This is a genomic window from Limnohabitans sp. MMS-10A-192, from assembly GCF_003063335.1.
In the GTDB taxonomy this organism is placed as follows: Bacteria; Pseudomonadota; Gammaproteobacteria; order Burkholderiales; family Burkholderiaceae_C; genus Limnohabitans_A.
In genome coordinates this window covers 38,636-59,990 of sequence record NZ_NERX01000005.1, presented here as the reverse complement: position 1 = coordinate 59,990, position 21,355 = coordinate 38,636, and the positions used below count along the sequence as shown (strand labels likewise).

The 21,355-nt window shown below is 58.5% G+C and carries 23 protein-coding genes; 7 read left to right on the top strand and 16 right to left on the bottom strand.

The genetic code is table 11. The features are described from left to right. Positions 1 to 26: 26 nt before the first annotated feature. From ftsY to B9Z43_RS11615, 3 genes are all read left to right on the top strand, one after another. Positions 27 to 1,040 carry a signal recognition particle-docking protein FtsY gene (gene ftsY / locus B9Z43_RS11625; RefSeq protein WP_108326100.1) on the top strand — a complete coding sequence of 338 codons (1,014 nt, stop codon included), beginning with the start codon at positions 27 to 29 and terminating at the stop codon, positions 1,038 to 1,040. Positions 1,041 to 1,260: 220 nt separating this feature from the next. Further along, entirely contained in the window at positions 1,261 to 2,193 is a 933-nt protein-coding gene (gene rpoH, locus B9Z43_RS11620; protein WP_108325745.1) for an RNA polymerase sigma factor RpoH, read from the top strand. Between the two features lie 138 nt (positions 2,194 to 2,331). Next, positions 2,332 to 3,327 carry a tripartite tricarboxylate transporter substrate binding protein gene (locus tag B9Z43_RS11615; protein ID WP_108325742.1) on the top strand — a complete coding sequence of 332 codons (996 nt, stop codon included), beginning with the start codon at positions 2,332 to 2,334 and terminating at the stop codon, positions 3,325 to 3,327. A gap of 39 nt (positions 3,328 to 3,366) precedes the next feature. Here B9Z43_RS11615 and B9Z43_RS11610 read toward each other — a convergent pair whose 3' ends face one another. The 5 genes from B9Z43_RS11610 to B9Z43_RS11590 are packed head-to-tail and all read right to left on the bottom strand — an operon-like array spanning position 3,367 to position 7,421. Beyond that, positions 3,367 to 3,954: an SCO family protein gene (locus B9Z43_RS11610; protein WP_108325740.1), complete on the bottom strand. Its 588-nt coding sequence runs from the start codon at positions 3,952 to 3,954 to the stop codon at positions 3,367 to 3,369. A gap of 6 nt (positions 3,955 to 3,960) precedes the next feature. After that, positions 3,961 to 4,851 carry a heme o synthase gene (gene cyoE, locus B9Z43_RS11605; protein ID WP_108325737.1) on the bottom strand — a complete coding sequence of 297 codons (891 nt, stop codon included), beginning with the start codon at positions 4,849 to 4,851 and terminating at the stop codon, positions 3,961 to 3,963. Continuing rightward, positions 4,848 to 6,011: a heme A synthase gene (locus tag B9Z43_RS11600; RefSeq protein WP_108326098.1), complete on the bottom strand. Its 1,164-nt coding sequence runs from the start codon at positions 6,009 to 6,011 to the stop codon at positions 4,848 to 4,850. The genes cyoE and B9Z43_RS11600 overlap by 4 nt, the downstream gene beginning before the upstream one ends. A gap of 5 nt (positions 6,012 to 6,016) precedes the next feature. After that, complete coding sequence (locus B9Z43_RS11595) at positions 6,017 to 6,730, bottom strand: hypothetical protein (RefSeq protein WP_108325735.1); 714 nt, start codon at positions 6,728 to 6,730, stop codon at positions 6,017 to 6,019. Next, complete coding sequence (locus B9Z43_RS11590; RefSeq protein WP_108326095.1) at positions 6,681 to 7,421, bottom strand: SURF1 family protein; 741 nt, start codon at positions 7,419 to 7,421, stop codon at positions 6,681 to 6,683. Before B9Z43_RS11590 ends, B9Z43_RS11595 begins: the two co-directional genes overlap by 50 nt. A 15-nt stretch (positions 7,422 to 7,436) precedes the next feature. Between B9Z43_RS11590 and B9Z43_RS11585 the strand changes: the two genes are divergently transcribed. After that, positions 7,437 to 7,670 carry a twin transmembrane helix small protein gene (locus B9Z43_RS11585; RefSeq protein WP_199222303.1) on the top strand — a complete coding sequence of 78 codons (234 nt, stop codon included), beginning with the start codon at positions 7,437 to 7,439 and terminating at the stop codon, positions 7,668 to 7,670. 63 nt (positions 7,671 to 7,733) lie between these two features. On the opposite strand, the gene B9Z43_RS11580 is transcribed toward B9Z43_RS11585, so the two are convergent. The 8 genes from B9Z43_RS11580 to B9Z43_RS11550 form a co-directional block, all read right to left on the bottom strand. Further along, the gene (locus B9Z43_RS11580) at positions 7,734 to 8,615 is read right to left on the bottom strand and encodes a cytochrome c oxidase subunit 3 (protein ID WP_108325731.1); all 882 of its coding nucleotides are present in this window, start codon (positions 8,613 to 8,615) and stop codon (positions 7,734 to 7,736) included. Between the two features lie 39 nt (positions 8,616 to 8,654). Further along, positions 8,655 to 8,867, bottom strand: a complete 213-nt coding sequence (locus tag B9Z43_RS11575; protein WP_108325729.1) for a DUF2970 domain-containing protein — start codon at positions 8,865 to 8,867, stop codon at positions 8,655 to 8,657. After that, on the bottom strand, positions 8,864 to 9,475 hold the full coding sequence (locus B9Z43_RS11570) for a cytochrome c oxidase assembly protein (protein ID WP_108325727.1): 612 nt from the start codon (positions 9,473 to 9,475) through the stop codon (positions 8,864 to 8,866). Before B9Z43_RS11570 ends, B9Z43_RS11575 begins: the two co-directional genes overlap by 4 nt. Before the next feature lie 9 nt (positions 9,476 to 9,484). Continuing rightward, complete coding sequence (locus B9Z43_RS17410; protein ID WP_369910224.1) at positions 9,485 to 9,601, bottom strand: cytochrome oxidase small assembly protein; 117 nt, start codon at positions 9,599 to 9,601, stop codon at positions 9,485 to 9,487. Between the two features lie 7 nt (positions 9,602 to 9,608). Beyond that, positions 9,609 to 11,225 carry a cytochrome c oxidase subunit I gene (gene ctaD / locus B9Z43_RS11565; RefSeq protein WP_108325724.1) on the bottom strand — a complete coding sequence of 539 codons (1,617 nt, stop codon included), beginning with the start codon at positions 11,223 to 11,225 and terminating at the stop codon, positions 9,609 to 9,611. A 32-nt stretch (positions 11,226 to 11,257) separates the two neighbouring features. Beyond that, the gene (coxB, locus tag B9Z43_RS11560; protein ID WP_108325722.1) at positions 11,258 to 12,430 is read right to left on the bottom strand and encodes a cytochrome c oxidase subunit II; all 1,173 of its coding nucleotides are present in this window, start codon (positions 12,428 to 12,430) and stop codon (positions 11,258 to 11,260) included. Between the two features lie 78 nt (positions 12,431 to 12,508). Continuing rightward, complete coding sequence (locus B9Z43_RS11555) at positions 12,509 to 12,985, bottom strand: DUF2244 domain-containing protein (protein WP_108325720.1); 477 nt, start codon at positions 12,983 to 12,985, stop codon at positions 12,509 to 12,511. 119 nt (positions 12,986 to 13,104) lie between these two features. Further along, positions 13,105 to 13,998, bottom strand: a complete 894-nt coding sequence (locus B9Z43_RS11550) for a biotin synthase (protein ID WP_108326092.1) — start codon at positions 13,996 to 13,998, stop codon at positions 13,105 to 13,107. 117 nt (positions 13,999 to 14,115) lie between these two features. Between B9Z43_RS11550 and B9Z43_RS11545 the strand changes: the two genes are divergently transcribed. Then, positions 14,116 to 14,847, top strand: coding sequence for a ComF family protein (locus B9Z43_RS11545; RefSeq protein WP_233250108.1), 732 nt, complete (start codon positions 14,116 to 14,118; stop codon positions 14,845 to 14,847). Positions 14,848 to 14,881: 34 nt separating this feature from the next. Next, positions 14,882 to 15,376, top strand: a complete 495-nt coding sequence (trmL, locus tag B9Z43_RS11540) for a tRNA (uridine(34)/cytosine(34)/5-carboxymethylaminomethyluridine(34)-2'-O)-methyltransferase TrmL (protein ID WP_108325715.1) — start codon at positions 14,882 to 14,884, stop codon at positions 15,374 to 15,376. Here the strand turns inward: trmL and B9Z43_RS11535 are convergent. Continuing rightward, on the bottom strand, positions 15,367 to 15,819 hold the full coding sequence (locus tag B9Z43_RS11535; protein ID WP_108326090.1) for a MaoC family dehydratase: 453 nt from the start codon (positions 15,817 to 15,819) through the stop codon (positions 15,367 to 15,369). The genes trmL and B9Z43_RS11535 overlap by 10 nt on opposite strands. A gap of 756 nt (positions 15,820 to 16,575) precedes the next feature. Here B9Z43_RS11535 and B9Z43_RS11525 point away from each other — a divergent pair. Then, on the top strand, positions 16,576 to 19,128 hold the full coding sequence (locus B9Z43_RS11525) for a cation-translocating P-type ATPase (RefSeq protein WP_108326087.1): 2,553 nt from the start codon (positions 16,576 to 16,578) through the stop codon (positions 19,126 to 19,128). Positions 19,129 to 19,182: 54 nt separating this feature from the next. On the opposite strand, the gene B9Z43_RS11520 is transcribed toward B9Z43_RS11525, so the two are convergent. Together B9Z43_RS11520 and B9Z43_RS11515 are read right to left on the bottom strand one after the other, a co-directional pair. Continuing rightward, on the bottom strand, positions 19,183 to 20,067 hold the full coding sequence (locus B9Z43_RS11520) for a sterol desaturase family protein (protein ID WP_108325713.1): 885 nt from the start codon (positions 20,065 to 20,067) through the stop codon (positions 19,183 to 19,185). Between the two features lie 160 nt (positions 20,068 to 20,227). After that, a complete protein-coding gene (locus tag B9Z43_RS11515) occupies positions 20,228 to 21,325 on the bottom strand; it encodes a magnesium transporter CorA family protein (RefSeq protein WP_108325710.1) in 1,098 nt (365 codons plus the stop codon). Between the last annotated feature and the right edge of the window lie 30 nt (positions 21,326 to 21,355).

The window sequence follows — 21,355 nt, the reverse complement described above, 5'->3', positions numbered from 1 at the left end:
AATGCATGATCCTTGAAATCCAGACCATGTTCAGTTTCTTCCGCAAAAAATCCCCGCCAGAGCCGGCGAAATCCGCCCCAACCGCCGCAAACAAGGCCAGCGCCAGCACGCCTGCTGCGGTGCCCGCGCCTGAAGCCCCCGCCCGCCAGGGCTGGCTGGACCGCCTGAAAAACGGTCTGCGCAAGACGGGCTCCAACATCGCCACGGTGTTCACGGGCACGCGCATCGACGACGAACTCTACGAAGAGCTCGAAACCGCCTTGCTGATGGCCGACACCGGTGTCAAAGCGACCGAACACCTGCTGCAAGACTTGAAACGCCGCGTCAAGGAAGCCAAGGCCACCGAGCCCGCGCAGGTCAAAGGCCTGCTGGCCGAGGCCATCGCCGACTTGCTGCGGGTCTTGCAAAAGCCCCTCGAAATTGGCGCCCACCACCCCACGGTGATCATGGTGGCTGGCGTCAACGGGGCGGGCAAAACCACCTCGATCGGCAAACTCACCAAACACCTGGCCGATGGCGGCCAAAGCGTCTTGCTGGCCGCAGCCGACACCTTCCGTGCAGCAGCGCGTGAACAGTTGGCCGTCTGGGCCGACCGCAACACGGTAGAGATCGTCAGCCAGGAAGGCGGCGACCCGGCGGCCGTGAGCTTTGATGCCGTGACCGCAGGCCGCGCGCGCGGACGCGATGTGGTGCTGGTGGACACAGCAGGCCGCCTGCCCACCCAGCTGCACCTGATGGAAGAGCTGAAAAAAATCAAGCGTGTGGTGCAAAAGGCCGAGGCCACGGCACCGCACGAGGTGCTGCTGGTGATTGACGGCAACACCGGACAGAACGCCTTGGCCCAAGTGAAAGCTTTTGACGACACACTGGGCCTGACGGGCCTGATCGTGACCAAACTGGACGGCACGGCCAAGGGTGGCGTGTTGTGCGCCATCGCCCGCGAAAAACCCATCCCGGTGTATTTCATCGGTGTGGGCGAAAAACTGGAAGACCTTGAAACTTTTGACGCCAGCGAATTCGCGCAGGCCTTGCTGAGCTGAAGCCATGACCACCGCCCGGCTGAACTCGCCGGGCCACAAGCTGGCCGCCTTCGCCCGCCACGGCGTTGACCAAGCCGCCGTGCTGGGCCGCGCCCCCTCAGGCCTGCTGATGGCGCATTGAACGCTCTACCTGTTACACCTGCTCACGGCTTCTGTGTTTCAGGTATTAGCACTCACCCACAGGGAGTGCTAATATGTATGGATTGAAAGGAGTTCTGGTATGACTACTCAAACCATTTCCCCGGCCACCGCGGTGACACTGAGCAATCCATGGGCCGTGGTGCCCTCGCTGGGTCACCTGGACGCGTACATCTCTGCGGTCAACCGCATGCCCATGCTCACCCTCGAGGAAGAGCAAGAAGCCGCCCGCCAACTCAAAGCCAACGACGATTTGGAAGCTGCCCGCAAGCTGGTGCTCTCGCACCTGCGTCTGGTGGTGTCCGTGTCGCGCCAATACCTGGGCTACGGTCTGCCACACGGCGACCTGATCCAGGAAGGCAATGTGGGCCTGATGAAGGCCGTCAAGCGTTTCGACCCCGACCAAGGCGTGCGCCTGGTCAGCTACGCACTGCACTGGATAAAGGCCGAAATCCACGAGTACATCCTGAAAAACTGGCGCATGGTCAAGGTCGCCACGACCAAGGCCCAGCGCAAGCTGTTTTTCAACCTGCGCTCCATGAAGCAAGGCTTCAAGGCCGAAGCCGAAGAAGGCACGCACCGCGACACCTTGACGCCCGAGCAGGTCGATTCGATGGCGCACAGCCTGAATGTCAAGCGCGAAGAAGTCATCGAGATGGAAATGCGCATGTCCGGCGGCGATGTGCTGCTCGACCCCGCACCATCCGACGATGGCGAGCAGGCTTTTGGCCCCATTGCGTACTTGGCCGATGGCAGCCACGAACCCACCGCCATGATCGAAGCACACCAGCGCGACGTGATGGCCAGCGATGGCCTGGCTGCTGCGCTGAACGCGCTGGACGAACGCAGCCGCCGCATCGTGGAAGAGCGCTGGCTCAAGGTCAACGACAACGGCTCAGGTGGCATGACGCTGCACGACCTGGCAGCCGAGTACGGCGTGAGTGCCGAGCGCATCCGCCAGATCGAAGTGGCGGCCATGAAGAAGATGAAAAAGGCGCTTGTCGAGTTCGCATAAAACCCGATGACCCTGAATCACCGTACCCGGCCATGGCCGGGTATTTTTTTTGGTGTAACGCCCATGCGGTCGTCTTTGCAAAGGGTTCAGGCGTCTGCGCTAAAGTGGCAGCTGTTGAGATGTTTTGGAGATCCCCTGATGCGCTTGCACACCCTGCCCTTTCTTTCCCGCCGTTCCTTGTTGAGCGCTGCGGCCCTGGCCTTCGGTCTGGTCACTGCCGTGGCGCAGGCCGCTGGCGAGTGGCCCAGCCAGCCCCTCAAGCTGGTGGTTGGCTTTCCGGCTGGCTCCAGCCCCGATTTGACAGCGCGCGCACTGGCCGAACCCTTGGGCAAGGCCTTGGGGCAAACCGTGATCGTTGAAAACAAGGTGGGCGCAGGCGGCAACATCGCTGCCGACTTTGTGGCGAAGTCCACCGATGGGCACACCGTGGGTTTGATGATCAACGGCAACATGACGATTGCCCGCATCCTCAATCCCAAAGTGCCTTACGACCCTTTGAAGGATCTTGCACCGGTGAGCCTGATCGGCACCGCCCCCCTGCTGCTGGCTGCACCGGCCAATGCCCCAGGCAGCACACCCGCCCAATGGCTGGCAGATGCCCGCCAAGCTGGCAACAAGCTGAGCTATGGCTCTCCAGGCGTGGGCACCGTGGCGCATCTGGGCATGGAGTTGCTCAAGGCGCAAACGGGCATTGACCCGGTGCATGTGCCCTACCCTGGTAACCCACAAATCATGAACGCCATGATGGGTGGTCAAGTCCAGTTATCGCTGCTGCCACCCGCCATGGCCCTGACACAGGTGCGCGCCGGCAAGCTGCGCGCCATCGGAACCACCAGCACCGGCCGCAGCACGCTGGCACCCGATGTGAGCAGCCTCGCCGAGATCGGTGTCAAGAATTACCAGCTGGAGATCTGGAACGCCGTGGCTGCGCCAGCGTCAATGCCGTCTGCCGTGCTGAACAAACTGTCGGCGACCGTGAGCGAGATCGTGCGTTCACCCGAGATGCGTGCGCGTTTGTTCCAGCAAGGCTGGCAGGTGGTGGGTTCATCGCCCGAGGGTTTGCGCAACCGCATTCAGGCCGATACCAAGGCACTGGGCGACATCATCGTGCGCCAGAAAATTCAGATCAATTGATCCGATCCGGGGCGCCAGCGCCCCGACAGTCACCTGACGTCACTTGAGCAAGATCTTGACGTCTTCGGCCAAGGCCGCTGCGCCGCTGCCATAACGGTTGTACAAGCGGACCCGACCTTGCGGGTCGAAGGTGAAGCTGCCTGCAGAGTGGTCCATGGTGTAACTGGTGGGCGTTTTGCCTTCGACCTTCTTGTAGTAAATCTTGAAGTCTTTGGTGACCTTGGGCAATTGCTCCAAGGTTGGACGCAAAGCCACAAAATTCGGATCAAAGTTGGCCATGTAGGCCTTGAGCAGCTCGGCCGTGTCGCGCTCAGGGTCCACCGTGATGAACACGCCTTGCAGCCGCTCACCGTCCTTGCCCAGCAGGCGTTTGACCTCGGCCAGCTCCTGCATGGAGGTCGGACACACATCGGGGCATTGGGTGTAACCAAAAAACACAATCACGGCCTTGCCAGCAAAGTCCTTGAGCGTGCGGACCTGACCATTGTGGTCTGCCAGTTCCCAGCCTTGGGCATAGTCAGCGCCTGTGATGTCCACGCCGCGGAACGCAGGCTTGTCCTGGCCGCAACCGCTCAGAGCCAGCACAGCTGTGAGCGCGAATCCGCCGAGCAATTGACGTTTGTTCATGGGTACTCAGAAAAGGTAGTGGTCCACCAAGAGCGCCGCGAACAAGGCGCTGAGGTGAATCAAGGAGAAGCGGAAAGTCTTGCGGGCCAATTCGTCAGAATAAGCACGGAACAAGGCCACGGCATACGCGATGAAGCCGATGCTCAAGACCACCGCCACGATCAGGTAGAGCCAGGAACTCATGCCGTACACAAAAGGCATCAGGCATGCGGCCATCAAAACCACCGTGTACAAGAGGATCTGCAAACGGGTGAATTCGTTACCGTGCGTCACGGGCAGCATGGGCAGGCCCGACTTGCGGTAGTCCTCGACGCGGTAAAGCGCCAGCGCCCAAAAGTGCGGCGGGGTCCACAAAAAGATGATCAAAAACAAGATCAGCGCTTCCGGGCCCACATCGCCGGTCATGGCGGCCCAGCCCAGCACCGGCGGCATGGCGCCGCTGGCGCCACCGATCACGATGTTTTGCGGCGTGAGCGGTTTCAGGATCACGGTGTAGATGATGGCGTAGCCCACAAAGGTGGCAAAGGTCAGCCACATGGTCAACGGGTTGACCATCAGGTACAAAATGGCCGAGCCCACCGCACACAGGGCAGCAGAAAACAACAAGGCCTGACGGTCGCTCAGCTCGCCTTTGGCGGTGGGACGCCAAGCGGTGCGCTTCATTTTCGCATCGATGGTTTTTTCAACCAGGCAGTTGAAAGCCGCCGCCGCTGCGGCCACCAACCAGATGCCTAGGCAAGCCCAAAAACCCAACAACACCTCCGGTAAACGTGGCACGCCAGGCACGGCCAGCACCATGCCGATCAGTGCACAAAAAACGATCAGTTGAATGACACGGGGTTTGGTCAGCGCGTTGTATTGGCGCCAGACGGAGGGAGAAGCAGTCGCAGCAGTCATGCAGCAGGCCTTGTGTCAAAAGAAGAACGCTCACCTGCGTCGGTGCGCGGTGAACTCACAGAAATATCTGAACGGCTGATGCCCAGCGCCCAGGTCAACACCAACACCAGGGCCGATGCCCCGCCGGTGTGCAACACCGCGGCCACCAAAGGCCAGTCCAACACCACATTGCTCAGGCCCGTGGCCAACTGCAATGCGGACAAAATCAACAAGGCTTGCGCCAAGCGCTGCATGCCTGCAACCCGACGCAGACGCCAGCCCACACTGATGAGCACCGCCAACACAAGCCAAGCTGCACTGCGGTGGATGAAGTGGATGGTGGTCAAAGCCGCAAAAGGCAAGACCTGCCCCTCCACGGTGTGGCCCAGATCGCGCCACAGCGCGAAGCCCTGCCAATTGAGCGCGGGCACCCAAGTGCCGTTGCAAGACGGAAAGCCTGTGCACGCAAGCACCGCGTAGTTGGTGCTCACCCAGCCGCCCAAAGCAATTTGCAGCCAAAGCAAGCCAAAGGCCAGCCACAGCCCACGGCGCAGTGCAGGTGACACCGCAAGGCTTTGCCAACCGTCATACCGCAGCGCCTGAGCGGCCAGCAAAGCCAGCAAGCCGATGCCAAACAGCAAATGCAAAGTCACGATGGCGGGAAACAGTTTCATGGTGACCGTCAAGGCACCGAAAGCGCCTTGCAGGCAGACCCACAGCAAAGTGAACGTAGGCCAACCGGGGTTCACGGCTTGCGCTGGGTCTCGACGGCGCTGGCGCCAGGTCATCACCGCCAAGCTCAGGATCAAAACCCCCACACCTGTGGCCAGGTAGCGGTGCACCATCTCGACCCATGCCTTGCCATGCGTGACAGGGCCTGTGGGCATGGCCGATTGCGCCGCCTCGATGTGCAGCTGCGCACCCACCGGCGTGGCACTGCCATAGCAGCCTGGCCAATCGGGGCAGCCCAGGCCCGAGTCGGTCAGGCGGGTGAAGGCACCAAACAAGATCAGATCGAAGGTCAGGAACAGGGTCAGCATGGTCAGGGCTTGCAGGCGCCGCCCTGCAGACGCATGGCGATGGCGCAAAACCCACCACGCCAAGGGCAGCACAGCCAATGCCAGTCCGACACCCATCACTTGCAAGATGGGGTTGAGGTTGTACAGGTCCACCGTGCTCATGTGCATCACCGGCCAGCTTGATCCCAGAAGGCTGAGGCACGCATCAAACGGTCCAAATCCTTCTTGGCTTTGGAGGCGCCCGCCACATCCATGTGCGCTGGAAAGCGCATCATGAAATGACCCATGGGGTCGATCACATACAAATGGTCTTCTACCGAACGACCTTCAGCGGGACTCAGCCAAGTTTTCACAACATCTGGCATTACGCGAAGCACGTGGGCCTGGTTCAAGGCGGGCAGCAAAGTAGCGTCCACCGGCGCGTCATCTGTGAGTACCCAGACACGCTCTAGCCTGTCCTTTTCCTTGCCCATGATTTCGCGCAATTGCCGCTGAAAATAGAGGTTCTGTTTGCAGGCCTCTGCACAAATTGCAGAACTCACCGAGACCAGCAACCACTGGCCTTTCAAGGTGGACAAAGTGACTTCTTGCCCTTGCAGATTGAGCGCACGAGCGGTCGGCAGGTCAACCTGTGGCGTGATCAACTCGCCGTAATGCCGACGGGCCTCGGGTCGGACCACGTAATAAGTGAAATACGAAGCGATGACAGGCGCAGCACAGGCCAACAAAAGTGCCAGCATTTTCCAGCGGCCTGAATGGGTGCGCTGCGCATCTGCTTGCGCGACATCAGCTGGCAGCGGCAAAGCATGCACGGTCATGCCCAAAGGTACATCAGACAATTCGTTTTTTTCTACGTGCTTGGACAATTTGAAACCAGACATAAAGTGATGCGATCAGGGCGCAAAGCCCGAACCATTGAAAAGCATATCCTTGGTGTTTTTCCACACCCGACGCCACCACAGGCCAATCACGCGCAAGCCCCTCGGAAACTGCGCCCGTTTGGATCAGTGTGAAACCCTTCAGATCCAAACCAGTTTGCTGTCGAAAAGCGTCAAAGTCTAGATTTTGCCGTATGGCACCGGCTTCCACCCCGCCGAAATCGTACAGCCGTGACGGCCAAGGGGCCAATATCCCAGTGACTTCGACCGTCCCCTCGGGCGTCTGCGTCAAAGGCAGTGCTTGTCTGTCATTGAAATCCCGTGGTGCCCAACCACGCTGCACCAGAACGACAGTGTCTGCTGAATCGAGCTGCATCGGCGTCATGACGTAAAAGCCAGCACGCCCGTTCATCTGTCGGTTTTCCAGGTACACCGTGTGCGCTTTGAGCCATCGTCCCCTGAGCACCATTGGTCGGTGCATCAGAGCGTTCAACTCTGTGGGCGAGATGGATGCGGAGAGACTGCGTCCATCGAGTACCGTCATGGCGCCGCGCTCGTCTTTGGCGGCCTGCAGCGCCAACTTTTCGGACCCACGGCCGACTTGCCACATACCCAAGGAAAAGGTCAAAGCCATCCCCAACGCGGCAGCGGCAAAAATCAAAATGCTTTGGAAAGACGCTCGGGACAGACTCATCGGATAATGTTGCTCATGAAAATACTGGTTGCACTCGCTTTTTTGGCCATCTTGGCCAGCCTCGTCTCCGCCCTGATCTACATGATGCGCAGCGGCACCCCGCGACAAGAGGGGGAGCCAGCGCGCAAAGGCAGCATGGCCACCGCTTTGGCACTGAGGGTTGGCTTGTCGATTGTGCTCTTTATCTGTGTATTGATTTCATGGAAGATGGGATGGATTCAACCCACGGGCATTCCTGCTGGCGCCTGATACATTGAGGACTCAGCAACAAAAAAGCGCCCTGGGGCGCTTTTTTGTTGAGGCTGGAAGGCCTTACATCCAATAAACCAGGATGTACAGACCCAACCAGACCACGTCCACGAAGTGCCAATACCAAGCAGCGCCCTCGAAACCGAAGTGACGCTCAGGCGTGAAGTGGCCTTTTTGCAAACGCAAGGTAATGAACAAGAGCATCAACATGCCCACGAACACGTGGAAACCGTGGAAACCGGTCAACATGTAGAAGGTTGAGCCGTAAATGCCCGAGGACATCTTCAAATTCATGTCATTCCATGCATGTGCGTACTCATAGCCCTGCACAAACAGGAAAACAATACCCAGCAGCACAGTCATCCACATGAACTTGATGGTTTTACTGCGTTCACCATGTTGCATAGCGTGGTGAGCAATGGTCAAGGTCACGCCTGAGGTCAGCAGCAAAGCCGTGTTGATGGTGGGCAGCCAAAACGGGCCCATCGTTTGGAAGGGCTCGACAATGCCCGCAGGAGAAGTGGTCGCACCTGCAACCATGCTTGGCCAAACCGCTTTGAAGTCTGGCCAGAGCAATGCGTTTTCAAGGCTGCCCAGTGCAGGCACCGAGTGGGAACGAGCCCACCACAAAGCGGTGAAAAACGCACCGAAGAACATCACTTCAGAGAAGATGAACCAGGTCATGCTCCAGCGGTAAGACAGGTCGATCTTGCGACCGTATTGACCACCTTCGCTTTCAGCGATGGATTCTTTGAACCATTGGTACAAAACCGTCAACCACCAAATCAGGCCGAAAAACAGCGCGTACATGCCCCAGCCTGAGCCGTTGATCCATTGGCCTGCGCCCAGGATCACGAAGAACAAACCGATGGCGGCCATCACAGGGTGACGCGACTCATGGGGTACGAAGTAATAAGGCGTAGTGCCGTGTGCGGTGGAACTCATACTGACTCCTGCTCTCTTTTCTAAATCGAATATTGGGGTTTACAGACCCGTGGGTTGAACCACGACCCAATTGACCAAGGCAATCAACCCCAGTACAAACAACAAAGCAGCTGCAATGCCCACACCCATGATGTGAAAGGGATTGAGCTTCTCAATATCTTTTTGGTAATCCGAATTTTTGCGAACACCAATGAATGACCACAACACAGCCTGAACAGTGCGGATCAAGGAGCCCTTGCGCTGTTCGGTCATGAACCCGCTCCCGGCTTTTGATCCAGCACAGCCGCCACAGGCGCAGCCGGCGTCTTACCACCAACTTCAAAGAAGGTGTAGGACAACGTGATCGTGGTCACGTCTTTGGACAACTTGGGGTCGATCACGAAAGCCACAGGCCAACGTTTCTTTTCCCCGGGCTCCAGGGTGTACTGGTTGAAACAGAAACACTCGAGCTTGTTGAAATGGCTGGCGGCCTGATGCGGTGCGTAGCTGGGGATGGCCTGAGCCGCCATCCGGCGATTCTGGACATTCTGGAACTCGTACATCACGGTATTGAGCTCGCCCGGGTGCACCTGGATCGAGCGTTTTTCCGGCTTGAAATCCCAAGGGCCACGTGCATTCGCATCAAATTCGACCGTGATGGTGCGGCTCAAATCAACTTGCGTGTTGGTTGGTAATTTGACCTGAGAACCCGCTGTGCCATTTCCGGGCACCATGCGCTCGGAAAGGGACAGAATGTTGATCCCGGTCATCTCACAAATGTGCTTGTAAATCGGAATCAGTGCGTAGCCGAAGCAGAACATCCCAGCGGTCACAACCACCAGCTTGCCCACCATCTTCAGGTTTTCACTGCGCAGGTTCATCAGATCAACTCAGCGTTGCAACAAGACCAGCTTGGCCACAAAACCGACCAGGATGGCCAATGCCACCGTGGCCAAAATCAGGCCCAGGCGCACATTGCTTTTCTTTTGTTCAGGTGTCATGGCCATGGTCGAATCAACCAATCACGCGGGTCGCTGTGGCGTCCAGCTTGGGAGGATTCTCAAATGTGTGGAATGGGGCAGGCGATGGCACTTCCCACTCCAGGCCTTCTGCTGCTTCCCAGGGTTTCTGAGGCGCTTTCTCGCCTTGACCACGCATGGCAGGCACCACGATGAACAAGAAGAAGTAAACCTGAGCAAAACCGAAGAAGAAGGCACCTACGGATGCGATCATGTTGAAGTCGGTGAACTGCATGGGGTAGTCGGCATAACGACGTGGCATGCCCGCCAGACCCAAGAAGTGCATGGGGAAGAAGGTGACGTTGAAAGAAATCAGCGACCACCAGAAATGCAGTTTGCCGCGGCCTTCGCTGTACATCACACCGGTCCACTTGGGAGCCCAGTAGTAGAAACCAGCAAATAAAGCGAACAAGGAACCGGCCACCAACACATAGTGGAAGTGGGCGACCACGTAGTAGGTGTCCTGCATCTGGATGTCGATGGGTGCTACCGACAAAATCAGACCGGTGAAACCGCCCATGGTGAACACGAAGATGAAACCCACTGCAAACAACATGGGGGTTTCAAAGGTCATGGAACCGCGCCACATGGTGGCGATCCAGTTGAAGATCTTCACAGCCGTAGGCACCGCGATCAACATCGTGGCGTACATGAAGAACAACTGACCGGTCACAGGCATGCCGGTGGTGAACATGTGGTGCGCCCACACGATGAACGACAAAATCGCGATCGAAGAAGTGGCGTAGACCATCGAGGCGTAGCCGAACAGTTTTTTGCGCGAGAAAGCGGGCACGATCTGGCTGATGATGCCGAAGGCCGGCAAGATCATGATGTACACCTCGGGGTGACCGAAGAACCAGAAGATGTGCTGGTACATGACCGGATCACCACCACCAGCGGGGTTGAAGAAGCTGGTACCGAAGTGACGGTCAGTCAAAGTCATGGTGATCGCGCCAGCCAAAACAGGCATCACGGCGATCAGCAAGTAAGCGGTGATCAACCAAGTCCATGCGAACATGGGCATCTTCATCAAGGTCATGCCAGGCGCGCGCATGTTCAGGATGGTCACGATGATGTTGATCGAACCCATGATGGACGAAGCACCCAGGATGTGCATGGCGAAAATACCAGCATCCATGGAAGGACCCATTTGCAGAGTCAGGGGTGCGTACAGGGTCCAGCCAGCAGCAGGCGCGCCGCCAGGCATGAAGAACGAACCCACCAGCATCAACGCTGCGGGGATCATCAGCCAGAAGCTGAAGTTGTTCATGCGGGCAAAGGCCATGTCGGAGGCGCCCACTTGCAAAGGCAGCATCCAGTTCGCAAAGCCCACAAAGGCGGGCATGATCGCGCCGAACACCATGATGATGCCGTGCATGGTGGTGAATTGGTTGAACAACTCAGGGTTGACGATCTGCAGGCCAGGCTGGAACAGCTCGGCGCGGATCAACAAAGCCAACACGCCACCTACCATGAGCATGGCAAAGCTGAACAGGAGGTACAGGGTACCAATGTCTTTGTGGTTGGTCGCGTAGACCCAGCGACGCCAGCCCGCAGGTGCGTGCCCGTGGTCGTCGTGGGCATGATCGTGATGGTCGAGAACGGCACTCATCTTGATTTCCTCTTATTTAATGCGGTACTGACTTACTTGCGTGCGGCCAACACTTCGGCTGGTTGCACGATCTGCCCGGTCTTGTTGGACCAGTTGTTTTTGGTGTACGTGATCACTGCAGCGATCTCGGTATCCGACAATTGCTTCCATGCAGGCATGGTTCCATTGTTTTGACCGTTGAGCAAGACAGCAATTTGTTTGGCCTTATCGGCATCCAGAACAACAGCTGCGCCATCCAATGCCTTGATCGGACCAGCGCCCTTGCCGTTGGCTTGGTGGCAGGCGGCACAGTTGGCGGCATACACTTTTTCGCCACGCTTGGCCAAATCATCCAAGGCCCAGACTTTGGCTGGATCATCGGCTTTGGCCGCTTGTTTTTTCTTCTCGGCATCTACCCAAGCGGTGTAGTCAGCAGCAGACAGCACTTTCACGTGGATGGGCATGTAAGCGTGCTCTTTGCCGCACAACTCAGCGCATTGGCCGTAGAAATCACCCGTCTTTTCGGCACGAAACCAAGTGTCACGCACAAAACCGGGGATCGCGTCTTGCTTGATGCCAAAAGCAGGCACCATGAAGGCGTGAATCACGTCGTTGGCGGTGGTGATGACACGCACTTTTTGACCAACGGGAACAACCAAAGGATTGTCCACTTTGAGCAGGTAGTTATCGCCTTCTGGCTTGCCTGCATTGGACATGGCGCGCTGCGTGGAGTCCAAGGTAGAGATATAGCTCAGACCTTCACCTTGACCCTTGATGTAGTCATAACCCCATTTCCACTGGTAGCCAGTGACTTTCACGGTCAAGTCGGCGTTGGTGGTGTCTTTCTGGGCCACGAGCACTTTGGTCGCAGGCAAGGCCATCAAAATCACGATCAGGAATGGTGCGGCAGTCCACAAAATTTCGACCGTCACAGACTCACTGAACGTCGCAGGCTTGTGGCCCACCGACTTACGATGCTTCCAGATGGAATAGAACATCACCGAGAAAACAGCGATGAATACCACGGTACAGATGATCAACATCATCCAATGCAACCAATGTTGCTCTTCAGCGATTTTGGTCACTGGCGCTGCAAAGTTCAGCTGGTTGACCGCAGGGCCGCCCGGCAAATCATTGACAGCGTGGGCTGCAGTGGCCAGCCATGCGCCCGCGAAGATGCCCGCGCGCGACAGCAGCGAAGCCAATTTGTTGGAAATGATCTTCATAGTTCTCACTAACTTCCAAGTCTCTGTTGAACCCACACCAGTGGCAACCCCAGGCAACCGCCTGAAACGCCACAGGCCTTACGCAGTACGCAAGGCCCTTCTGATTTCTCGCGCCAGCACTTGCCGGAGCTCCGGGCGTACAAAACGCCCCACCTGCACCGAACGACCCTGGCCTGACAACTCGATCAGACTGCGGTCACCCGATTCAGGCTCGACCCTCACCCATTGACGCGCAAACTCTGCCCGCTCGCGGCGGCCTGCGGTTTCCAGCTCAACGACCAAATTAGGCCCTTGCAATGAAATCCACTCACCATCGGTTGCATGACGGGCATAGGCCAAAAAAGCCACTCCCACCAACATGAGCTCCAAACCGGCAAACGTCAGGACCAGCGCAACCCCCTGCACCCAGAAGAATAAGCCAATACCCAACGAAACCGCACACAAGGAACCGTAAAACCACCCCAACTGGGCTGGTGTTACCGAGCAATTGCGCCTGAGCCGCCAATCAATGGAAGGCCCGGACACCTGTGCGAACTGGTAAACCGGATTTGACATGCGTCAACTTTCAATAACCTAACGCGCCCAAGGGCACGCACTTTGGCTAAATAGCCTCGAATTTTAACCGAGTTACAGGAAGGTTTTGATAAAAATCAAAGCCAATGCAAGAAGTCAGATCAGCGCCGGAGCATCTGGCGCATTTGAGCGAGACCGATTTCAGTTTCGGGTGTCACTTTGGCTCGTGGCATGGGCTTGAGCGCATGACCATACACAATCTCAAAGCTCAAAGACAAGCGCCCTGCCTCCTCTGGCTTGGCCAAGGCCATCAATGCATCGAACAGTTGTTGGCGCCAACGTCGACCGCGCAGGCCAGCGAACCGCTGGGTATTCAGATTGCGGCCCAACTCGCGCAACTCGGCCAGCAAACGCTCGGGCGTTTCATAGGTCAAGGTGATGCGTTCCATGTCCATGACGGGCTCGGCAAAGCCTGCCTGCACCAGCATGTCGCCCCAATCGTGCATATCCGTGAATTCGTGTGCAGGCTGGGGCCACCCCTGATGGGCGTACATCGCACGCAATTCGCGCAATGTGTCCGGACCGAAACAGGAAAACATCAAAAAACCATCCACGGCCAAGGCCCTGTGCCAGCTTTGAAGCAGCTCTTGCGGCTGGGCAGACGCATGCAACTGCATGTTGGCCCACACCATCTGAACCGAACCCTCCGGCGGCAGCCCATGGTGAACGCGTGGGCCAGTCCAACGGGCAGCTTGCCACCAAGAAGCCTTCAAGGCAGCTTGCGCGGCATCGGCCTGTGACTTGCAAGCACTCGTCAACCAAACCTCCGCTCGGTTGTAGCGCTGCTGCAAAGCCTGGTGTGCCTGCAGGCCACCGCGCAGCGGCTCCCAGTGCGCCCACTGCTGTGGCTGCAGCTTGATGAAATCCAGGCGCTCCTGCATGCGAGAGGCGACCTCCTCGTGCAGCCAAGGAGAAGCTGCGCTCGCAGCAGGCAGCCCAGCCCAGCGAGCTGCTGCAACAGGATCAAGTGAAGGAGGACGTTCGGGTGCAGACATGGGCAAAGCCAACAAGAAATCAAACCTGAAATCACAAAGCCGTGTCAGACAAGGCGCTTGTGAACAGGACGGTGGCCGAAGTATATTGACCAAATGGGATGGAAGCTGTTCAGGGGGATGGCACCGCCGCCAGTCTTCCAAAAGCCCGGTGGGGTTTGGCGCTGGCTGCCCAGCCGATGTGCGGTGTGCCGCAACTGGCCACATGCGCCCTTGTGCGAAGACTGCATCAGCCACTTTGCACAACCCATGCCGCGGTGCAGCACCTGCGCACTGCCACTGCCCGCCAATGCAACAACACAGCTACAACGCTGCGGCGCCTGTTTGCGATCACCGCCTCCACTGGACCTGTGCCTGACCGCAACCGCCTATGCATGGCCATGGACCGATTTGATCGCCCAGCTGAAGTTTCACCAACAAGCCGGTTGGGCCAGGCCCTTGGGGCAGCTGATGATGAGCGCCCCTTGGGTCGAAGACACCCTGACCCAAGCGGACCGGGTGCTGCCCATCCCACTGTCCGCCGAACGTTTGGCAGAACGGGGCTACAACCAATCCCTGCTGCTGGCGCGCCAACTCTCGGCATCCAAAACAGCGCCGGGACTGCTGCTGCGAACACGCCACACCCCCGCACAACGCACCCTGCCCCGAGCAGAAAGGCTGGCCAATTTGACCGGCGCTTTCGCGATCGACCCTTTGAGGATTTCGGAAATTCGCGGTCAAAGACTCGTCTTGGTCGACGATGTCATGACCAGCGGCGCTTCACTGCACACGGCCGCACAAGTTTTGCGCCAAGCCGGCGCTGCCCACATCAGCGCCGTGGTGCTGGCCCGCACCGAGGCCGACGAGGCTTGATGACCGCCCGCGATCAACGGGCACAATACCGGCCATGTTTCATATCGTCCTGGTCGAACCCGAAATCCCGCCCAACACGGGCAACGTCATCCGCCTGGCGGCCAACACCGGCTGCACTCTGCACTTGATTGAGCCACTGGGCTTCTCAATGGACGACAAGCACATGCGCCGGGCAGGCCTGGACTACCACGAGTACGCTGCCTTGCGCCGTCACGAAAATTGGGAAGCTTTCTTGGCCAGCGAGCAACCCGCTGCCGATCGCATGTTTGCGCTGACCACCAAGGGCAGCCGCGTGGCGCACACGGTGGCGTTTCAGCCCGGTGACTGGCTGGTGTTTGGCGCCGAAACGCGCGGCCTGTCACCCGAATTGCGCGAGACTTTCCCGCTGGCCCAGCGCATCAAACTGCCCATGCGCGAAGGCCAGCGCAGCCTGAACCTGTCCAACGCCGTGGCCGTGACGGTGTTTGAGGCCTGGCGGCAAAACGGCTTTGGCGGCGCGCTCTTGGACGCGCCCCAAGCTCAAAGGTAAAGACGCGCCAGCGATTCGGCCACGCACACGGGCTTGTCGCTGCCCTCGCGCTCGATCGTCACATTCCACTGCACCTGCAGTCCGCCCTCAATGGGGGTGGCCGAATGCAAATGCAGGTGGCCCCGCAAACGGCTGCCCACCAGCACGGGCGCCATGAAACGGACCTTGTTCAGGCCATAGTTGACACCCATGCGGGTCTCGGCCACTTCAACGGTCTTGTCAAAAAACTGCGGCAACAAAGACAGCGTCAAAAAGCCATGCGCAATAGGGCCGCCAAACGGGCCTTGCTTGGCACGCTCCACATCGACGTGGATCCATTGGTGGTCTCCGGTCGCATCGGCGAACTGGTTGACTTGTTGCTGGGTGATCTCCACCCATTCGGTGGTGGCCACGTCCTGGCCAACGCAGGCGGCCAGATCGGCCATGGTTTGAAAGGTTTTCATGCCAGCCACTTTAGTCAGGCCTGCGCTTTCAGGCTGTCCAAGCTGTGACAGCGGCTTGGCGCCTGCCGGGGCTTGCAGCTGTTGGAGTTGCTGGCGCAGTTGTTCCAACTGGTCGCGGTAATTTTGGGCATCGCCGTAATCCACAAACCCGCTGTAATGGGGATGCGCCTGCAAAACCCGTCGGGCATGTTTGATGGGGCACCAGTACTGCTCGGTCAAGCCCACCACTTCGCGGGCATAAGCGATCAAGCCGTTGCCATACGAGCAATACGCGCAGTTGATTTTTTCCAGCACGTTCAAATAGGCCAGATGCGTGCGGTCAAACACAAAATAGTCTGAACGCTTGACGCGTGGCATGCGGTACAGCGGAAAGCACACCCACTGGTACAGCGTCACAAAAGCATCGAGCAGCAGCATCGGAAAGAGCACCGGGTAAATGAAGGGCACGCTCAGGACGTGCCGCCAGTCAGCGGTGAGGACATAGCGCAAAACGCCTTCCTTGAAGCGCCTTTGCTGCGCGAGGACTTCGGCTTCAAACCGCACCTTGCGGTTTTCAAAATCCGCTTGCAACTGCTGGCGCCGCTGCTGAAACTCTTGCTCGATCTGCGCCTCCAGCGCCCGGATGCGCTTGACAAATTCACCGATGTTGTCGTCCATGGTCGTCCTTTCAATACCGGTCCGCTGAAGGCATGCATTTTCATGACTTGGGTCAATCCAGGCCACTGCGCCTTGCGGCACATTGGCGGATACCCCGCCATGACACAGAACCACCTTAACACCCTTGAGGGCCTGAGCACAACGCAAGCGGCCACGCGCCTGGCCGAAGACGGTCCCAACGACATCACGCAAGCGCCTCGCCGCTCTTTGCCAAAGCGCTTGCTGGACATGCTGCGCCAACCCATGTTCACTCTGCTGGTGGCCGCCGCTGTGCTCTACATGGTGCTGGGTGACTTGACAGAAGGCCTCACGCTGGCCGTGTTTGTGCTCGCGGTGCTGGTCCTGACTTTTTACCAAGAAGGCAAGTCCGAAGCCGCCATCCAGGCGCTGCGCGACTTGACGCAAGCGCAGGCCCAAGTGATCCGCTCGGGCCAAAAACTGCAAGTGCCTGCGCGCGAGGTGGTCACGGGCGACTTGCTGGTCTTGTCCGAAGGCGACCGCGTGGCCGCCGATGGGCAACTGCTCAGCGCCAACAACTTGCAAATCGACGAATCGCTGTTGACCGGCGAATCGGTGCCCGTCAACAAATCCACCGACGCACAGGACAAGGCGGTCCATGCAGGCAGCTTCGTCGTGCGCGGTCAAGGCATGGCCCGGGTCACTGCCACCGGCCAGCGCAGCCAGATCGGGCGCATCGGCCAATCGCTCAATCAGCTGACATCGGGCACCACACCCCTGCAGGCGCAAACCGCGCAGCTGGTGCAAAGGCTGGCGGTCATCGTGCTTTTCCTGTGCATTGCCATGGTGCTCACGCTGGGCTTGCGCTCGGGCCAGTGGATACCGGCTTTGCTGTCGGGCATTGCCCTGGCCATGGCCATCTTGCCCGAAGAATACCCGGTGGTGCTCACCATCTTTCCGGCGCTGGGCGCACACCGCCTGACGCGTGAAGGCGTGCTGACCCGGCGCATCAATGCCATCGAAACACTGGGGGCCACCACGGTGCTGTGCACCGACAAAACAGGCACGCTGACCCAAAACCGCATGACCGTGACAGCGCTGGCGGTCGGGCCGGCCAACGCACCACTGATCACGTCCTTGGCCCTACCGGCGTCTTCATTGCCTGAGGCTTTTCATGCGCTTTTGGAGCACGCGATTTTGGCCAGCGCACCAGAGCCCTTTGACCCGATGGAGATGGCCTTTCACACCTCAGGGCAAAACCATCTGGCGCAAACCCCGCACCTGCACGGCGACGACTGGCGACTGGTGCAAAGCTACGCCCTGAGCCCGCAACTCAAAGCCATGTCACACGTCTGGCAATTCGACGATGGTCTGGACCGCGTGGTGTCCGCCAAAGGCGCGCCCGAAGCCGTGATGGACCTGTGCCACCTGAGCGAGGCCGATCGGCAAGCCTGGTCCCACACCATCGACCGCATGGCCGCACAAGGCCTGCGCGTCTTGGCCGTGGCACAAAGCCAATTTGAAGGCAATGACTGGCCCGAAACAGCCCACGCCTTCGCCTTTGAATGGTTGGGCCTGATTGGCCTGACCGACCCCTTGCGGCCCGAGATCCCGCAAGCCATGGCCGAATGCCAGTCTGCTGGCATTCGCGTCATCATGATCACGGGCGACTACCCCGCCACCGCACAAGTGATCGCACAGCAAGCCGGTTTGCCGCCCGGCCAGACCTTGACCGGCGATGCACTCGATCAGCTCAGCGACGAAGCCCTGCATGCCTTGCTGCCCCAGGTCAGCGTGTGCGCCCGCATCTCGCCGCATCAAAAGCTGCGCATCGTGCAAGCCCTGCAAGCACACGGCGAAGTGGTGACCATGACCGGTGATGGGGTCAACGATGCCCCTGCCCTGCAGGCGGCGCATGTGGGCGTGGCCATGGGCCTGCGCGGCACCGATGTGGCCCGCGAAGCCGCCGACCTGGTGCTGGTGGACGACAACTTTGCATCGATCGTGCGGGGCATCCGCGTGGGGCGCCGCATCTTTGGCAACCTGCAAAAGTCCATGCGCTACATCTTTGCCATCCACATCCCGATCGCCGGCATCGCGCTCACCCCCATGGTGATGGCTTGGCCCGCCCTGATGCTGCCGCTGCATGTGGCTTTGCTGGAGTTGATCATCGATCCGGCCTGCTCCATCGCCTTTGAAAATGAACCCGCCGATGCGGACGTGATGCAGCGCCCACCCCGCGACACCCGCGCCGCGCTGTTTGGCGCGAAAGACATCGCTTTGGCTTCGGCGCAAGGCCTGCTGGTCCTGGCTTGCGTGGGTTTGAGCTACGCCTGGGCCAAGGGCTGGCTCCACGGCGGGGCCACACCCGCATGGAGCGAAGCACAAACCCGCGCCATGGTCTTCGTCACCCTGGTCTTGGGCTATGCCGCGCTGATCATGGTCAACCGCGCACCACCGGGCCAATTTTTGGCCAGCCTGCGCGTGCCCAATCCAACGGCCTGGGGTGTGATCTTGCTGGCCTGGGGGTTGGTGGTGTTGGGCATGCAGTGGCCGTGGTTGGCCATGGCCCTCAAGTTTGAGCCCTTGTCGGTTTGGCCGTGGGCCATCGCACTGGGCTCGGGAGGGCTCAGCCTCTTGGCGATCGTGAGCCTGCATTGGCTCTTGGCCCAGCACCGGGCCCGTCGGGCTTGAATGGAAAACGCCCTGACCAGGGAAGCTGGTCAGGGCGTCATGGATGCAGAACGCTCAGTGGCTTTTCGCCGTTACGTCGGGTTCAGCGTAAATGGTGCCGCCAAACTTCAAAGCCGAATGTTCACGCTTGGACTGGAGCAAGGGGTAAAACATCTGGTGGTACCAGCGCTCCTGGCCAAACAACTTGTCATCGATCAAACCCACCTTGGCGGGGTATTGGCGTGTGATGTGGGCGCTGCCAAACAAGATGTCCCAAAAGAACAGCAGGTTGCCAAAGTTGCCTTTGTAGTGACCGATGCCATCGTTGTTGGTGATGGCGTGGTGCGCCCAATGCGTGGCCGGTGTCGAGATGGTGCGCTCCAACACCCACATGAGCGGACGCAAAGCACGGATGCGGTACAGCGGCTCGTCCCAACGCCATGCACAGTGGGCACCCAGAATCACAAACAACTTGACCGCGATGTACAGGGCATAGACCATGCCGCCAAAACCCAGGAACAGCAATGCACCGGCAAACCAGAGCCCGGGCATCATCAGGTAATAAAAGAAGTTGTTGCGGAAGGTCACGCGGATGCTCATGTACTCGGCCGAGTGGTGCGCGCGGTGCAGGGGCCACAAAAATGGCGAGTGCGACAGGCGGTGCCACCAATACTGCGTCATGTCGTCAAAGATCAAGAGCACACCCACCATGCCCCACCAGGGCATGTCGGCCAAGACACCTTTGAATTCAGGAAAAAATGCATGTCCGAGCTTGGAGGTCACCAAAATGGCCAGCGGCTGCGTGACCGCCAGAACACTCAGGAACATCAGCACTTCAAGCTTGGTGTCATTGGTGGTGGCATTGACGTTGTGCTTGTAGCGTCGGCTCACGAACTCCATCGTGGCAAAGCCCAGGATGGTGCAAATCACCAAGGCGTTCTGAATTTGGGTGGCGGTCATCAACTGTTTCCTTTTGTAGTTTTTCGTTGCCTATCGTCTTAACAAACGGATTTGAAAAAGATAACCAATTAATGCCTAAAGAACCATACGGGTAATCCCAGAGTCTTCCACGTGTCATCCCTTTGTGAAAACCACCAGCAATGATCTGGATCAAACCACTTTATGTGCTCAGATAACGCTTGCGCCAAAACACCCAGGCCAAACCCACGGCCACCGCCAGCATGAACAGCTCCGTCAAGAAAAGGCCCTCCTCGGAATGCAAGATCGGAAAGTTTTCAAAGTTCATGCCAAAAAAGCCCGTGATCAGATTCAAGGGCAAAAAGATCGCGGTGAGCACGGTCAGCGTTCGCATGATTTCATTGGTGCGATTGCTTTGCGCATTGAAATGCATCTGAACGGCTGTCTCTGCACTCTGCTCCAAACGGCCCACATGGTGAACCACCCTCTCAATGTGCTCCAAAACGTCTCGACTACGGACCCGGAGCATTTCAAGGTTTTCATGCGTCGATGTGTCGCTGACCTGCCATGTGTCCAACGCCTCAATCCAGTCCTTGATCGCAGCACGCTGGTCTTCACACACCTCGTCCAGATAGTGCAAAGTCAGTCGAGCATTGAGCAAGTCGCTCCAATTGTTGAAGCGTGCATGGGGATTGATCAATTCGCTTTGCCAGTGGTCCAACTGCCGAGTCAACTCACGTCGTAAATCCAGATAGCCATCCACCACGCTGCTGACCATGCGCAGCATCAGGTCGGCCGGACTGACCGGCAATCGGTGCACCGCTTGGGCCGGGGCCATCTGCGCCGCATTCAGCAAGCGGCTGGCAAACACCGTGCGCACCGCGCAATCGGTCGGGTGCACCGAAATCACAACCCGGTCAAACACCAAGAAAGCCACCGGACTGGTGTCGATCTTTCGCAAGATGCTCGGGCCTGCTTTGCGGTTTTCCTGATGCAAGACCTCGCCAGGCTTGGACAAATCGGTTTCAGAGCGCCCACGCGCCAAACGCCGGAACACCAACAAATCGTAGTCCGAGGTGTAGTCGTAGTGCGATGGCAGTTGGTTGTTCAGCACATCCTGCAGATGCAGCTCATAGACCTCCACCCCACAGGCGTCTTGCAACCACGTTTGAATCTGCGCTTGCAGCAACTCGAATTCACGCCTGGCAAAGGCCATCCAGACAAAACCTTGTACGGGCAAGGTTCCGGGTAAGCGATCTTCTTCGCTGACATGGTGGGTTTGGATGTTAAAAACACGCATCGTTGGCTTTGTGTTGGGCAACGACACGTT